The 15,086-nt window shown below is 54.8% G+C and carries 16 protein-coding genes; 4 read left to right on the forward strand and 12 right to left on the reverse strand.

The window, feature by feature from the left end; genetic code table 11:
* Positions 1-14 precede the first annotated feature (14 nt).
* From EDC56_RS14675 to EDC56_RS14730, 12 genes are all read right to left on the reverse strand, one after another.
* Complete coding sequence (locus EDC56_RS14675) at positions 15-473, reverse strand: YcgN family cysteine cluster protein (protein WP_123713297.1); 459 nt, start codon at positions 471-473, stop codon at positions 15-17.
* A 50-nt stretch (positions 474-523) separates the two neighbouring features.
* Positions 524-811, reverse strand: coding sequence for a YcgL domain-containing protein (locus EDC56_RS14680; protein WP_123713298.1), 288 nt, complete (start codon positions 809-811; stop codon positions 524-526).
* 132 nt (positions 812-943) lie between these two features.
* Positions 944-2,056 (reverse strand): ribonuclease D, encoded by a 1,113-nt coding sequence (rnd, locus tag EDC56_RS14685; protein ID WP_123713299.1) that lies wholly within the window; start codon positions 2,054-2,056, stop codon positions 944-946.
* A 67-nt stretch (positions 2,057-2,123) separates the two neighbouring features.
* The gene (gene recR / locus EDC56_RS14690) at positions 2,124-2,726 is read right to left on the reverse strand and encodes a recombination mediator RecR (protein WP_123713300.1); all 603 of its coding nucleotides are present in this window, start codon (positions 2,724-2,726) and stop codon (positions 2,124-2,126) included.
* Between the two features lie 2 nt (positions 2,727-2,728).
* Positions 2,729-3,061, reverse strand: a complete 333-nt coding sequence (locus EDC56_RS14695; RefSeq protein ID WP_162844201.1) for a YbaB/EbfC family nucleoid-associated protein — start codon at positions 3,059-3,061, stop codon at positions 2,729-2,731.
* Between the two features lie 93 nt (positions 3,062-3,154).
* Complete coding sequence (gene dnaX, locus EDC56_RS14700) at positions 3,155-5,269, reverse strand: DNA polymerase III subunit gamma/tau (protein WP_123713301.1); 2,115 nt, start codon at positions 5,267-5,269, stop codon at positions 3,155-3,157.
* Positions 5,270-5,471: 202 nt separating this feature from the next.
* Complete coding sequence (locus EDC56_RS14705) at positions 5,472-6,230, reverse strand: heme ABC transporter ATP-binding protein (RefSeq protein WP_123713302.1); 759 nt, start codon at positions 6,228-6,230, stop codon at positions 5,472-5,474.
* Positions 6,231-6,272: 42 nt separating this feature from the next.
* A complete protein-coding gene (locus tag EDC56_RS14710) occupies positions 6,273-7,301 on the reverse strand; it encodes a FecCD family ABC transporter permease (protein ID WP_123713303.1) in 1,029 nt (342 codons plus the stop codon).
* Positions 7,298-8,170, reverse strand: a complete 873-nt coding sequence (locus tag EDC56_RS14715; RefSeq protein WP_123713304.1) for a heme/hemin ABC transporter substrate-binding protein — start codon at positions 8,168-8,170, stop codon at positions 7,298-7,300. The genes EDC56_RS14710 and EDC56_RS14715 overlap by 4 nt, the downstream gene beginning before the upstream one ends.
* A complete protein-coding gene (locus EDC56_RS14720; protein WP_123713305.1) occupies positions 8,167-8,592 on the reverse strand; it encodes an ExbD/TolR family protein in 426 nt (141 codons plus the stop codon). The genes EDC56_RS14715 and EDC56_RS14720 overlap by 4 nt, the downstream gene beginning before the upstream one ends.
* Positions 8,585-9,187 (reverse strand): MotA/TolQ/ExbB proton channel family protein, encoded by a 603-nt coding sequence (locus tag EDC56_RS14725; RefSeq protein WP_123713306.1) that lies wholly within the window; start codon positions 9,185-9,187, stop codon positions 8,585-8,587. The genes EDC56_RS14720 and EDC56_RS14725 overlap by 8 nt, the downstream gene beginning before the upstream one ends.
* Before the next feature lie 5 nt (positions 9,188-9,192).
* Positions 9,193-9,954 (reverse strand): energy transducer TonB, encoded by a 762-nt coding sequence (locus EDC56_RS14730; RefSeq protein WP_123713307.1) that lies wholly within the window; start codon positions 9,952-9,954, stop codon positions 9,193-9,195.
* Between the two features lie 216 nt (positions 9,955-10,170).
* On the opposite strand from EDC56_RS14730, the gene EDC56_RS14735 reads away from it, so the two are divergent.
* From EDC56_RS14735 to EDC56_RS14750, 4 genes are all read left to right on the forward strand, one after another.
* Positions 10,171-12,234 carry a TonB-dependent hemoglobin/transferrin/lactoferrin family receptor gene (locus tag EDC56_RS14735; protein ID WP_123713308.1) on the forward strand — a complete coding sequence of 688 codons (2,064 nt, stop codon included), beginning with the start codon at positions 10,171-10,173 and terminating at the stop codon, positions 12,232-12,234.
* Positions 12,235-12,306: 72 nt separating this feature from the next.
* Entirely contained in the window at positions 12,307-12,705 is a 399-nt protein-coding gene (gene hutX, locus EDC56_RS14740; protein WP_245980709.1) for a heme utilization cystosolic carrier protein HutX, read from the forward strand.
* Positions 12,702-13,238 carry a HugZ family pyridoxamine 5'-phosphate oxidase gene (locus EDC56_RS14745; protein ID WP_123713310.1) on the forward strand — a complete coding sequence of 179 codons (537 nt, stop codon included), beginning with the start codon at positions 12,702-12,704 and terminating at the stop codon, positions 13,236-13,238. The genes hutX and EDC56_RS14745 overlap by 4 nt, the downstream gene beginning before the upstream one ends.
* A gap of 149 nt (positions 13,239-13,387) precedes the next feature.
* Positions 13,388-14,746: an MATE family efflux transporter gene (locus tag EDC56_RS14750; RefSeq protein ID WP_123713311.1), complete on the forward strand. Its 1,359-nt coding sequence runs from the start codon at positions 13,388-13,390 to the stop codon at positions 14,744-14,746.
* Positions 14,747-15,086: the final 340 nt, after the last annotated feature.

Below are 15,086 nucleotides of genomic sequence, written 5' to 3' on the forward strand. Positions count from 1 at the left end.
TTATTGCGCTGCTATCACTCGATCCAACGAATGATATGCTCCTGCATGCCATCGGGGTGCACGTTCGCATCGGATAGTACCCGCCCCTTAATCGACACACCGGCCTCGACCACACTTTCCGCGTTGCCAGAGATCAACGGATGCCAATCATACAACGGTTTTCCCTCAGAAATTAACCGGTAAGCGCAAGTCGAGGGCAACCAGTGAAATAAGGGAATGTCTTCGATCGTCAGCCAGACACACTCGGGGACCAAATCGTTGCGCTGCTGGTAGACGGTACACTGGCAGCTGTCATCATCCATATAGCGGCAAGCCACCTTGGTATAATGCACCTCGCCGGTATCTTCGTCTTCCAGTTTATGCAGACAGCACTTGGCGCAGCCATCACACAGTGACTCCCACTCACTCTTGCTCATCTGCTCGAGCGTCTTACGCTCCCAGAAAGGCTCTTGATTCGATCTATTGGCAGACATCTTTTTTACCACGTTCTAATAATACCGCTGACAGAGGGCGCGCCCGCCAACTAGTGATTGAGGCGATTGTTCTGTGCCACGACCGCCGCCACCTCGGCATCCTGAGGTGGAGGAAGCTGAAGATAGAAGCCTTTCTCTTCGAGCTCAGCCAATAGTTTCTCGCCGCTCATCCGCGCCAACTTTTTTTCCGGCGTAATCAACAAGGTCATGCTCTTTTCAAGCTTACCTGTTATTTCTAATAAGGATTCCGGCACCCGCTCCAACCCCACGTCACGACGCACATAGAGATAGGCGTCGACTTTCTTGGCCAGACGATAGACATCACACAACACTTTCATGACTCAACCCACGGTAACTTCGCATACAGCCGGGGACTCGTCGTAGAGGCCCTTGGCACAAAAAACGCCGTATTCAGCATCTGAACACGGCGCGATCTATCTGGCTCGCATTGTACAGAAAAATAACCGCGCTTACAGTGCCGCGATTAAGGCATCGCCGAACAGTGCTGCCCGCCAGCCTTGCAGATTAGCCGGCAACGCCTCCAGCGTCTTCGGCTGTACACGGATACACTGTTCTATATCCTTCTTCTTCAACAATAATTCGACCGCCATCTGCTGCTGCTCGGCCACCTCCGTAGCCACCGCACGCAGCCGTTTGATCACGGCAGCAGACTCCGAACCCAAGGGTTTTGGCAGGCACTGCGGCAGTTGCTCAGCCGATGTAGACATAGCACTCTGCACCAGCGCCAACAGGCTATCGCCGTTGTTGCGTACAAAAGAGGCCGGTATGCCTTGGATGTCGGACAACTCTGCCAGACGCTTGGGCTTACGCTTGGCGATATCCCACAACATGCCATCCTTCAGCCAGCGGCTGCGGGGAATATCGAGCTTGCGAACCCGCTGCTCACGCAGCTCGCACAACTGCATCAAGATATGCAGTTCGACCGCCGATAGCTTCCAGGCCGATTTCACCTTCAAGTATTGGCAGTCGCTGCGCTGTAGGTAACGCTGGTTATCGAGCATGCGCTCGCCTTCATCGAGCACCCAGTCGTTGCGTCCACATTGCTCGCCCCGAGCAAACAACAGCTTAAAGCCTTCAAACAGATAGCTGACATCCATTGCCGCATAGAGGCACTGACTATCCGTGAGCGGACGACGCAACCAGTTAGAGCGCGTCTCACCCTTCGGAATATCGACATCGAGCAACGCCTTCATCAAGCCGGCATAACCTACCGAGAAGCCTTCACCTAACATCGCCGCGGCGATCTGCGTGTCGTACAACGGCTGCGGCATCACACCCAGCAGGCGCTGAAAGACCTCTAAATCCTCAGAGCAGGCATGAAAAATCTTAATCACCTGCGGCGCGGTCAACACTTCGGCCAACGGCGACAACTCGGTGATCGCCAGCGGATCCAGTAGGTAGGTGTTATCACCATCGCCAATCTGAATCAGCGCCGCAATCGGATAGAAGGTGTCTGTGCGCATAAACTCGGTGTCGATCGCAATCGCATCACACTGCAGCCAACTATCGGCCAGCTGCCGCAGCTGCGCCGCCGACTCTATCCAGCGAAACTCTGTCTTCATAAATTATCAGCCCTATAGCATTCTGTTGTTTGTTCGCTCGGAAAAACACTCGGTGATGACCACCGAGCTAGAGATCAATCTGCTTGCGCCCGGCCATGGCATGCGCCAAGGTGCCGCCATCGACATATTCCAGTTCGCCACCCAGGGGAACACCATGGGCAATTCGGCTCACCAGAACGCCCTGGCTCTGTAGCTGTTCGGAGATATAAAACGCCGTCGCCTCCCCTTCTACCGTCGGGTTGGTCGCCATAATCACTTCTTTCACGCCAGCTTCATCGACACGTCGCAACAGCTCGTCGACACCGATTTCCTCAGGGCCAATACCATCGATAGGCGACAGGTGCCCCATCAACACGAAGTAGAGGCCGCTGTAACCGCCGGTCTGCTCAATCGCCAATACATCGGAAGGCGTCTCGACGACGCATAACAACTTCTCATCGCGACGTGGTGAATCACACAGGTTGCAGATTTCCTGCTCGGTAAACGTTCGGCACTTCTGACAACGCCCGACACCGTCCATCGCCAGCTTTAATACCTCACTGAGATGGCGGCCGCCTTCGCGGTCACGCTCCAACAGCTGCATTGCCATACGCTGGGCAGATTTTGGCCCCACCCCGGGTAGACAACGTAGCGCGCTAATCAACTGCTCAATAAGAGGACTAAAACTCATTATTAAAACGGCATCTTGAAGCCGTCGGGGATATCAACACCGCCAGCAACGTCTTTCATTAAATCTTTGCTCGACGCTTCGACACGGCGCACGGCATCGTTGACTGCCGCTGCCAACAGGTCTTCCAGCATCTCTTTATCTTCAGACATCAGGCTGTCATCGATGGTGACACGCTTAACATCGTGTCGGCCGGTCATCACAATCTCGACGAGGCCAGCGCCCGCCTGCCCAACGTGTTCAGCTTCCGCCAGCTGGCGCTGCGCTTCGGCCATCTTTTCTTGCATTTGCTGCGCCTGTTTCATCAGGTCGCCCATTCCGCCTTTTCCAAACATCATAATCACCTATCACGTCGACACCGCAGCAGCGATGTACTCTCATTGTTGTATGCTAAATCTTTCGTGCCGTTACTCGTTCATGCCCGCAAGGTTTCAAGACAGTAGTGGCCGGATACTGCCCGGTATGACCACCGCTCCGAACTGCTGCCTCAACATATCAATATTGGGGTCACTCTCGACTAACTCAACCGCATGCTGCAGCTGTTCCGCCATGATGCGCTCACGGCGCAGCGCCGGGCTCTCTGCCGTTAATGCCGCTGGCGTGATAACCACCTTCACCGTACGCTGAAGATAGTCACTCAACTGCAGGGCCAGCTTGTCTTGGTGGCCCTCGTTATAAAGCGTGGCCTGCCGTTCATCCAAAATGAAACTGGCGGACTCACCATCAAACGCGGTCAGAATACAGTTCGAGGCAATATTTTTAACCACCCGGTTCAACGATAGCTGCAGATAGAGCGCGGGCCAATTCTCTGCGGTCAACTCAAGACGCTCAGACAGCGGCAGCGTCTTATCGACGGCGACGCTGTCTTGCTGCTCTGGCTCTGGCTGCTCTACTGGGGTGTTTGCCAGCATCTCTGCCACACTATTGCTGCGCGCTGCAGGCTGAACCGGTGCCGGTGCTGGCGTTGGCGTTGGCGTTGGCGCAGACACCGTTTTTGTCTCGGGTGGCTTTGCCGCGGGCTGATTGATACTGCTACTAATCGCCTGCATCGCCGCACTTCTTGCTGCTTTAGGCTCAGGCGCTTTGCTCGGCGCGGACGACGCGGTCGCCATCTCCATCAAGCTCTTGGCAACGGTCTCGGTCACTGCCGGCTGAACAGTGGCGGCTTCCGGCGCTACAGGCTCAGGAGCTGCTGACCGTTGACTAGCCTGACTCGTCGCAGCCTTACCCGTCGTCGATTTCACCGCCGATAACTGAGCGGGCTTGGCATAAGGTGTCTCGGTATCCCACGGCGGCACATCATCTGCTTCCGATGCGGCCTCGGCCGACGTGGGTTCAGTCTTTTTTACTGCGGCTGACGGTGCGGGAGAACTGTCTGCTAGCGCCAGTGACTCGGGGCTCATCTCTACCGGCGCGCTGGCCGCGGTCTCCGCCAGTGTCTGTGTCGGTAACTCTGGAATACCCACGGGCTTAAACGCCAGCATGCGTAGCAGCAGCATCTCAAAGCCCGAGCGAGCATCTGGTGCCAGGGGTAGATCTCGGCGACCACTCAGGCCTAACTGATAAAACAGCTGTACGTCTTCGGCCGTTACCTGCCCGGCTAACTCGCTGATACGTGCCTTATCGCCATAACTGTTATCCAAGGCCTCGGGCACCGTCTGCGCTATCGCTACTCGATGCAGCACGCTGAGCAACTCTTCGAGCGCCGAACCGAAGTCCGCGGCGTGCTCGGCCATTAGCGCCACTTCGGCTAATAACTGCGCGCCATTTTGCGCCGATAGCGCCAATAACAGACGGTAGACGGCGTGCTGGTCGATGGTGCCCAGCATCATCGTCACATCGGCCTCACGTACCTCACCGGAACCGTAGGCAATGGCCTGGTCGGCGAGGCTGAGCGCATCACGCATACTGCCGTCGGCGGCACGACTCAGCGACCACAGCGCCGGCTCATCGTAGGCGACCGACTCTTCGCCGAGCACATACTCTAAGTGCCCGACAATACGATCCGGCGACATGTTTTTAAGATTGAACTGTAGGCAGCGCGACAACACCGTCGCCGGCAGTTTTTGTGGATCCGTCGTCGCCAGGAGGAATTTCACGTGTGGCGGCGGCTCTTCTAAAGTTTTCAGCAGCGCGTTAAAACTGCTGTTGGAGAGCATGTGCACCTCATCGATCAGATACACCTTGTAACGACCTGCGGTGGGCGCGTATTGAACGTTTTCGAGTAGCTCACGCGTGTCTTCTACCTTAGTACGCGATGCCGCATCGACCTCTATAAGATCGATAAAGCGGCCGTCGGCAATCTGCGTACAAGCGCCACACTGACCACAGGGTTCAGAGCTGACACCGTCATCACAGTTTAAACACTTGGCCAGAATACGTGCGATCGTCGTCTTACCGACACCGCGGGTACCGGTAAACAGGTAGGCATGATGTAATCGCTGACGATCTAAGGCGTTAATCAGTGCACGCAGCACGTGCTCCTGACCCACCATCTCTTTAAAGCTTTTGGGTCGCCACTTGCGGGCCAGTACCTGATAGCTCATCGGTATGTATGCTTCCTAGGGTATTCAATCATTAACCCCGCATTCTATACCGTCAACACGGGTAGTGATAGCAGAAATGGCCGAGCACAGGAAACTCGCCGCGGGCCGGGCCGTTAACAACAGAGGCTCCCTACTTAACGACGTCTTCGGCTATATTTTTTAATCCAACACTTATTGAGAAGCACTATTAAAAGCGGGGAAATTAGACGTAGACTTCGTTACCCGAAGCTGTCACCAAGCGCTCCGGCCGGTAGCCCCACTGGCGATCAATCTCATCCGGCGTCAAGACGTCACTCGGACGCCCCAGCTTGTCCATCTTTCCCGACTCTAGCAGGCCAACGCTATCGCAATAACGCAGACTGAGATTCAGGTCGTGCAGAATCACCAGTACACCATAGTCCTGCTGCGTGCACAGGTCTTTACAGAGCTGCAGTATTTGATGCTGTTGCGCCAAATCTTGCGCCGAGGTCGGCTCGTCCAGCAACAGCAGCGGCGGGCGCTCGGCCTGAGCCAACTGCACTAACACTCGAGCCAAGTGGACGCGTTGACGCTCTCCTCCCGACAAACTGGTATAAGGGCGTTCGGCAAAACGCAGCGTATCAGTACGCTCTAACATATCGCGCACCAAGCGTTCGCCCTGACGCGTATTAATCGTCAGCGGAATCAACCCCAGGGCCGCGACCTCTTGCGCAGTAAAAGGAAAGCTCAGCTGACTGGCCTGCGGCAGCACTGCGAGGTGGCGCGCCAGGCTCGGCCCCGACCACTCGGCCAATGACTGCTCATGCAATAGACGCTGCCCATGACTGACGACATCACCGCTGATCGCCTTGAAAAAGGTCGACTTACCGGCGCCGTTGCGCCCCAAGATAGCCACCATCTCGCCACTACTCATCGAGAAATTATCGATATCGAGTAGCGTCTTATCGGCCACACTGACGCTGAGTTGAGAGACACTTAACATATTGAGGCAGCACTCCTAAGGGTGGATCAAAACACGCACGCACTAAGTGAAATTCTTGCGCTGCTGGATCAGCAACACGGTAAACAAAGGAGCACCGATCACCGCGGTAATCAACCCCACCGGCAGCTCTGCTGGCATCATGATCAGACGCGCACCAACATCGGCAAAGAGCAACAGTAATGCGCCCAATATCGCCGATAGAGGCAACAAAGTGCGGTGATCAGGGCCAGTCAGCATACGCACCAAATGGGGAATCACCAGGCCGATAAAGCCGATGATGCCGGCGGCAGCTACTGTGATACCAATACCGATCGTCGTCACCACGATGAGCTTGATCTTCATCCGTTCGACGTTAACGCCGAGATGACGCGCTTCATACTCACCCAGCAGCATCGCATTCAATGCCTGCGCATGGCGCTGAAAATACAGCGCCGTCAACACCATGGTCACAAAGCAAAGCAGCAACATGCCATCGCCGACATGCGCCACCGAGCCCATCGACCACAGCGTAATATCACGCAGCGATTGATCGTCGGCGATATAGTTGAGGAAACCCATCATGGCTCCGCCGAAGGCAGCCACTGCCACCCCCGCTAACAACAGCATTACCACAGAGGTGCCGGACTCGCCCTGCGCCAATTTGAACACCAACATCGTGGTCAACAAGGCCCCCAGGAAAGCGGCAACCGGTGTACTGACGCCCTGCATCGCGACAGGCAGCAGGATGATGGCACAAGCCGCCCCCAGCGCCGCCCCAGATGAGGCGCCGATAATGCCAGGATCGGCCAATGGGTTTCTAAACAGGCCCTGCATGACCGCGCCGCACTGCGCCAAGATGGCTCCGACTGATAGCGCTAACAAGGTTCGTGGCAAACGTAAATCCAACACCACTAACTGCTGATATTGCGCTAAGTTACTGTACTCGGTACGCCACAAGCTATCCCAGATCGCCAGCAGACTCTGGCTGGCCGGCAACGCCATCGCACCACTGGTAATCGACAGCGTCACCGCGGCAATCATCAGCGCAAGGCATAACGGCAGCAGCGTCGTGAGTGGCAACCGGTTAATCATGAGGCAGGCTTAGCCGCGTTGAGTGCTGCAGAGACATCAACCAGCGCATCCATCGCCTCAAGACTGATACCTGATACCAGCTGACGACCATCGACAGCGACAATACGCTGTTGTGTGCCCGCAGGCGTGTGCTTTAACAGCGGCGTTGCTTCTAGCAGCATCGCCACCGGCGAACGACTCATATCACGGCTTGCGACGATAATAACGTCAGGCTGAAGGCTCAGTAGCGCTTCCGCTGAAACCGATTGATAACCACGATGCGCGCCGAGACTCTCACCACCCAACAGGTGAATGAAGTCATCACCGGTCGTGCCCTGCCCGGCTAGGCGCAAGCCCTTGCCATCCATCTGCAACAAAAAGGCGACCTTGCTGTTCGGCGGCAACTGGTGCTCAGCTACTTTTGCCATACTCTGATCAATGCGCTGCAACAGTGGCTTAGCCTGCTGTTCGCTGTGCACAAACGCACTAATCTTAACGATGTTCTCTTTCAGGCTCTTGGCATCACGTGCAGCGGGCAGCTGTAACAGCGCAATATTCGCCTTCTTAATCGCCGCCACGGTTTCCGCAGGCCCCATGTGCTCGCTGCCGACCACCATATTCGGGTTAAGGCTCAATACCCCCTCGGTTGCCAGCATACGGTGATAGCCCAGCTTCGCCGCCTTCAGCTGTGGCGGAATAACACTGGTCACATCGACACCCACCAAGTCCGCGCCTTTATCGAGCGCCAATAAAATGTCAGTACTGCCCGCATCGGTACTGATGATTCGTTGTTCTGCCGCTTGGACGGCACTCGTCATCGTAAGCAGTGCGGTGAAGCCAACGCATTTTGCGAGGCGTGAAAAGCGCGGTGAAGAAGAGGCTGTGATCATGATGAGGTACCTGGTTGTTGCATAATTATTTGTGTATTAGATATCTGCTGCTGGTTCAACAAGGCTAACAACTGCAGCAGCGGCTCCGTCGGCGCAGCCTTGTCGGCGGCAATCGTCAATGACATGGACGGGTCACCTAAGCGTGCCAATAATGCCGCTTTAAAGCTAGGCCAATCAGCATAAGTTTGCTGCTCTATACTCCAATAAGGTTTCACCTTATCAATCGTCACCGTTAACACCGACGGCGTACTCGCCGTGAGTGCCGCCTCATTATCCGTTTGCGGAATATCGACAGGTAACTTGAGCAGCGGCACGTTGGCAGTAATCAATAAAAAAACAATAACAATAAAAACGATATCAATAAGCGGCGTCAATTCCGGCACCGCTAGAGAGGATTCACTCTTCGCTGCCGCCTTAATCATTACACTGCCCCATCGTCACGCCATCGATTTTCAAGCTAACCTTATTCATCGCATATTCGGTCGTACCAATAATTTTATCGACCCAGATTTGTAACAGGTGCGCGCCGGCGAGCGCCGGTAGTGCTATCAGCAAACCCGCTGCCGTCGTGTACATGGCCAAGCCTAGGCCATCGGCGAGCAGCGATGGCTCGATCGGCCCATGGTGACCACCTAGATCATCAAACACCTGAATTAACCCCAGCACAGTCCCGAGCAAGCCCAGCAACGGTGTCACCAGCGCCACCACCTGTAGCAGACGAATACCACTCGATAACTTGCCACGCTGCGCGTTTAACCAAATAGAGGCAATTTCTTCACGCACTGACTTCGGCTCTGCACTGTGTACCGATAATAGGTTCAGTCCCTTGGCGACAAGTGGTGGCTTTGCACTGCCATCAAAAGCCACTAATGTGTCACTCACCTTCGCTTTTCTAAATGATTGCAAACTGAGCACGACAACTTTTTCAATCAGTAGTGTGATGGCTATTAATGAGCACAAGAGGAGTGGCACGGTTAGCAAGCCTAACTGAGCGGATAACTGCTGGTAAAACGACATATCAATTAATCCAGGGAAAATTCTACAGGAATACGTACCAGAGAAGCGTAGGAGGTATTACCCACTCGCTGCGCCAGAAACTGCCATTGCTGAACGGCTTTTAGTGCGGCGCGATCAAGCAAGCGAACGCCAGAACTTTTATAAATCTCAACGCGGGTTTGCCGCCCCTTATCATCGAGGGCGATATCAATCCAAACGGTCCCCTCTTGACCACGCTTACGCGCAATCCTCGGGTAGACGGGTGGCACCGGTGCATCGGCAAACAGTGGCTCGCTGATGACCTCCTGATGCACGCCCTGTTCGTTACGCTTGACGGCGGCGGCAGCCACCGAAGCAGAGGCAGCCTTCGTTTTGCTCTGCGTCTTTTTCAGGTTTTTTTCTACTGGCTTGGCTGCCAGCGTTTTCTCTACGACAAGCTTCTTTTTCGAGGCGACCTGCTTAGGGACTGTCTTTTCAGAAACCGTTTTTTCAAGGGCTTTCTTTTTAGCAACGGTCTTTTTAGAAACGATCTCTTTAGGGGCTGCCTTTGTCTCTACTACCGCGCTTTGCACTACTTCCGCAGCACTTTCTTGCGGCAGCTCTTCGAGTTTAGGCTGATCGTTCACCTGCACCGTTGGCGACTGCTGATAGCTGACCGAGATCGCAATATTTTCTGCCGTCACACCGCCACCGGCCAATAGATCCACTGGCTGAGGCTCTGGGATAGCAGCCCATAGAAGGCCATGTATTGCGATAGCGCTGGCAAAACAACCTGCCCGAATAATCATCACGATGCCTTTTCAACGTCAGAAAAACCCTAAATTATGTGTGAGGATACTAACAACCACCAAATGAGAACGCAAGCGAGAATGAGAATAAGAATGATTCTTATTGCTGACAGTGAATATCGATGTTAGTCTTGCCGAAATGACAAGAACACCGTTTCTTGAATCAGTCAGTCGCCTCCGCAAGAGAGGCAAAAATAACGACCTGTTGGAGATAACATGAAGCACACACTCCCTTCCCTTGTACTAGGCAGTTTCTGTAGCGTATTAGCCCTACAATCCGCCGTAGCCGATACTCGACAGCCTATTACTACGATGAAGAAGGTTGCCGTCTCCGCCGACCGTATTGATCAAACCGCACAAAAAGATTCCCGCTCTATCGACAGTGTCGGTAAAGAAACACTCGATGAAACACAGCCTAACTCTGTGGCCGAGGCCGTGAAATATGCCCCCAACGTCTCTGTTGCTGGCGGCTCGGTTCCCGGCAACCAGTCCGTCAATATCCGCGGCATGGAAGGCAACAAAGTGCTGCAGGTCATCGACGGCACCCGTGTTAACACCAACTTCTCACACCGCCCGTCCTACCAACTCGACCCAGCACTACTGAGCTCGGTCGATGTGGTTAAGGGCCCTGTCAGCTCACTCTGGGGCTCCGGTGCCATCGGCGGTGTGGTCTCACAGAATACCATCACCGCCGACGACTTAGTCGATGACGGCAAGAGCCTTGGCGGGCTTGTTAAAGGTGGCCTCAACAGCAACGGTGACCAGTGGTCAACCACTGCAGCCGTCGCCGGCAAGCAAGGCGCCTTCGACTGGCTACTCGGCGCCACCTATCTTGATGCTGACCAGATGGAACAGGGTAACGGCGACACCCTCTATGGCAGCGAAACTCAGAACGCCACCGCCCTCGCCAAGCTCAACTGGCAGATCAACGAAGCCAACAAGCTGGGCCTGAACTACCGCACCAGCGATGACGATGGCCACCCCCCCGTGGTCGGCAGCACCGACGACCAACTCAACAGCAAAGATGCCCTGATCGACCGTAAAACCCGCGATGAACACCTGGCTCTGAGCTACAACTTAAACCCCGTTGACAACGACTATATCGACCTCGACAGCAAGCTGTATCGCAATCACACCCGCATCGAAGAGGTCAACCTCAACAACGGCAAGGATCTGAGCGACATCGAGACTGTCGGCTTCTCGATTACTAACAAGGCAAGTTTCGACCAGCTCAACCTACTTGCCGGTATCGACGGCTACGAAGATAGCTTCGACACTGACCGCCCCGGCTCTGGCGGCGGCGATGGTCGCCCAACGCCCCCTACTGACGCCAAGACCACTACCGCAGGCGCTTTCCTCTACGGTGACTATCAGCTCCTCGACACCGTCGTGCTTGAGGCAGGAGTGCGTTATGATCAATTCAAATCAAAGGCAGATGGCTCTGAAGACAGCGACGAATCTGCGCTTTCACCCTCTGTAGGCATTAGCTGGCAAGCCAGCTCTTGGGCCAATTTCTCGTTACGCTACGACGAAGCCTTCCGCGCCCCCGACGTCTATGAGCTGTACATGAGCGGCACTCATTTCGCTATGTACCCTGGCGGTCCATCCAACCTCTTCACCCCCAACCCTGACCTGAAACCCGAGACCTCGAGCAATTACGAGTTTAAAGGTGACTTCAACTTCAGTAACGTCTTCGCCGACGACGAGCTGAACATCACTGCCGCCGTATTTGATAACAAGGTAGAGGATTTCATTCAACTCAGCGTCTACGTGCCTCAGAATATACCCCCACAATGCTTCATCCCTGGAATGGGAGAAGGCTGTGCAGGCACCTCCACTTCAGAGAATGTTGCCAAAGCACGCCTTCAAGGCTTCGAGATTGCCGCCGACTACCAGCTGAACGCGCTGTCAGCCTCCCTCTCTTACGGCCAGACTCGCGGTGAAGATCGAGACACCAAGGAAGACCTCTCCAACATCCCCGCCGACAAGTGGGTAGCGGAGCTGGGCTACGCGCTCTGGGCGATTGACAGCAAGGTCGGTGTACGTGCGATCAAGACCGGCGACCAGGATCACACCCCAAGCAGCGACACGCAAGGCCCCTACGAGGGCTATACCACTGCCGACTTCTACGCCACTTGGGAGCCTACCAGTGAAGCCCTCGAAGGTGTTAAGGTTGACCTTACCGTCGCCAACGCCTTTGATTATAACTACCGCAACGCGTGGTCTTCGGTCTACGAGGTCGGCCGTTCCGTCCGCTTATCAGCACAGTATAGTTTCTAAAATAACAGCGTTTAACCGTTAACCAGGCCACCTACCTTTTGGCCTGGCTAACCTCACCAAAAGGTAGCTTGAGTGTCAGAACAATCCACATCTATGCCGGGCGAACTCGCCCAGCAACTACTGGAGACTGTCAGCCAGTGGGGCAATACCACCACCATTATTTTACACGGTGGCTGCGTTTTCGAATTTAAGGGCGTCTTCCCCAAGGGGGAGCTTGCCCACGGTTTCTACAACCTAAAAGGTGAAAATGGCTTTGAGGGCCACCTTAACCTGGACAAAGTGGCGCGTATTCGCTTTCAATCAAAAGCACATCGTGGCCAAGAGAGCCACGCGTTTGTCTTTGAGAGCAGCGACGACGAATGTCTGTTTAAAATATTCTTAGGGCGTGACGCCGACGGCGTGCTACACAGCGACCAAAAAGAACAGTTTCTTGCCTTAAAAAATCAGCACACAACAGGAGAGCACGCATGAAGAACAAGGCCATGGAAGTCAGGTTAGCCGACGAGCTACTGGACTTTCTACAAACACGTCGTACGCTGCATCTCTCAACGCTTGATCAGGACGGCCACCCCTACGCCTCCTACGCGCCCTTTGCGATCGGCGATGACTGCTTTTATGTGCTGCTGAGCGATATCGCCATACACGGTGTTAACCTGAGGAACGATCCGAAGGCCGCTGTGCTGGTTGTGCAGGATGAATCTGAATCACAAACCATCTTTGCCCGTGTTCGCGTCAACTACCAAGTCAGCGCCGAGCACATCCCATTCGAGTCAGGTGAGGCTTATGACGCTGGTATCCAAGCACTATTCGACAAGCAGGGTGAGCGTATTCACAACCTGAGCAAGATGACCGATTTCAATCTGTTCAAGTTGACGCCTCTGGGCGGTCGCTATGTGAAAGACTTTGGTCGCGCCTACACCATCGCCGGTCACTCGTTAACCGGTGAGAGCATTGAACATCTCAGCGATGGTCACAAGCCAAGAGCCGGTGCCAGCGCCCTGTAGAGGCTGCGCTAACCCCACTCTTAGCTAAGATCAATCAAGGCCTGGGTTACTCTAACGAGTAGCCTAGGCCTTGAGCTATCTGAACAGAAAAAATTACCGCGATTACACCGATCACTCTTTATCGTTGCCACTGAGGCGAGGACGTCATTATGACCGGGTCTTTTACCGAAGGATCTATTAACCGCCAGCTTATCATCATGACCGCCTCATCGGTGGTCGGCATGCTCAGTATGTTTAGTGTCGCCATCGTCGACATGTTTTTTCTTAGCCTGCTCGATGATGTCGATATCTTGGCCGGTGTTGGCTTTGCCGGTAGCCTACTGTTTATCTGCGGCGCACTCGGCATCGGCTTCTCCGTTTCCACCGGCGTGCTTGTCTCGCAGGCGATCGGACGCGGCGGCAAGGCAGAGGGCGCCGAATATTTCTCCGTGGTGTTTGCCATCGCCATGGCACTATCAGCCGGCGTCGCGCTGCTACTATGGCCCAACTTAGACAGCTTACTGACGCTACTTGGCGCCTCCAGCGGCGCAAAACATCAGGCCTTGCTGTACATGGCGATCGTGCTGCCAAGTATGCCACTCGCCACCCTCGGTATGGTCAATAGTTCTGGCCTGCGCTGTGCCGCTGACCCCGCCTGGGCAATGAAGCTCTCGCTCACTGCCTCACTGATCAACCTAATACTCGACCCCCTATTGATCTTTGGCCTCGACCTTGGGCTGCAGGGCGCCGCCTGGGCGACCGTCGGTGCACGGGTCACCAGTTTCCTACTCGGCATCTGGATACTCAGCCACCGCCATCAACTGCTCAAAGTCGTCAACCTAGCCCTTATTCGGCAACACTTTCGGGCTTTTTTCCGCATTGCCGGCCCCGCCCTCGTCACCAACCTCGCTACCCCTGTCGGCGGCATTGTGGTCATGACTTACCTAGCGCCCTTTGGCAGCGAGGCCGTCGCGGGTAGCACCCTCGTCGGCAGTCTCTCACCGCTACTGTTCGCCGTGTTCTTCTCCCTCTCCGGTGCCGCCGGCCCCATAATCGGCCAAAATATTGGTGCCAAGCGCTTTGATCGTGTCGGGCAGGTTATCCGTGCCGGTATGCAGCTGATTAGCGCTTACACCCTGCTGACCTGGGCGCTATTAGCAGCCCTGTGCCCCCTCTTCATCAAGCTCTACGGCGCCACAGGCGACAGCGCGATCATGATCGAGACCTTCTGCTACTACCAGATACCGCTAGCCTCCGGCCTCGGCTTTCTCGCTCTCGCTAATACCGTCTTCAACAACTGCGGCCGACCGCTGTGGTCTACCGGCTTCAACGTCCTACGCTCGACGCTGGCAACCTGGTTATTCTGTCACTTCGGTGCCACCCTCCTCGGTGCCCAAGGCGTAGTTATCGGCTCATCGCTGACCATGCTGCTCTTCGGTCTCTCGGCACTGATGCTCGCCCTGAGACTGCTCCGCCGGCAGCAGGCCTCACTTACACAGCCTGAGCCAGGCGAGCAGGCCAGTTGTTAATCGCTGCACACAATGAGAGTAATAGAGTTGTTGCGATTAACATTGAGACAGCCCGTTACAGCGGGCTGCCCTTACTACGATACGCCTCCACTGGAGCCGCCCTCTTTCGCTCTCTAGCTTTCTCTCTGGCGTGACATTTTTTAATGTTCTCTCTTTTTAAGCTCTCTCTTTTTAATCTCGTTCTTTTTAACCCCCCCTTTTATAACCCTCTCTTTTAAAACTCGCTCTTGATCAAGAGATTCAATTTGATTATTTCTCAGTTTAAGCGAATCGTTTTTGAATTTACGTTGTTTTCAAACCTTACCATTCAGACACCTTGTTCTCTTTAAGCCTGCAAATT

Origin of the sequence: Sinobacterium caligoides (assembly GCF_003752585.1) — a bacterium.
In the GTDB taxonomy this organism is placed as follows: Bacteria; Pseudomonadota; Gammaproteobacteria; order Pseudomonadales; family Sinobacteriaceae; genus Sinobacterium; species Sinobacterium caligoides.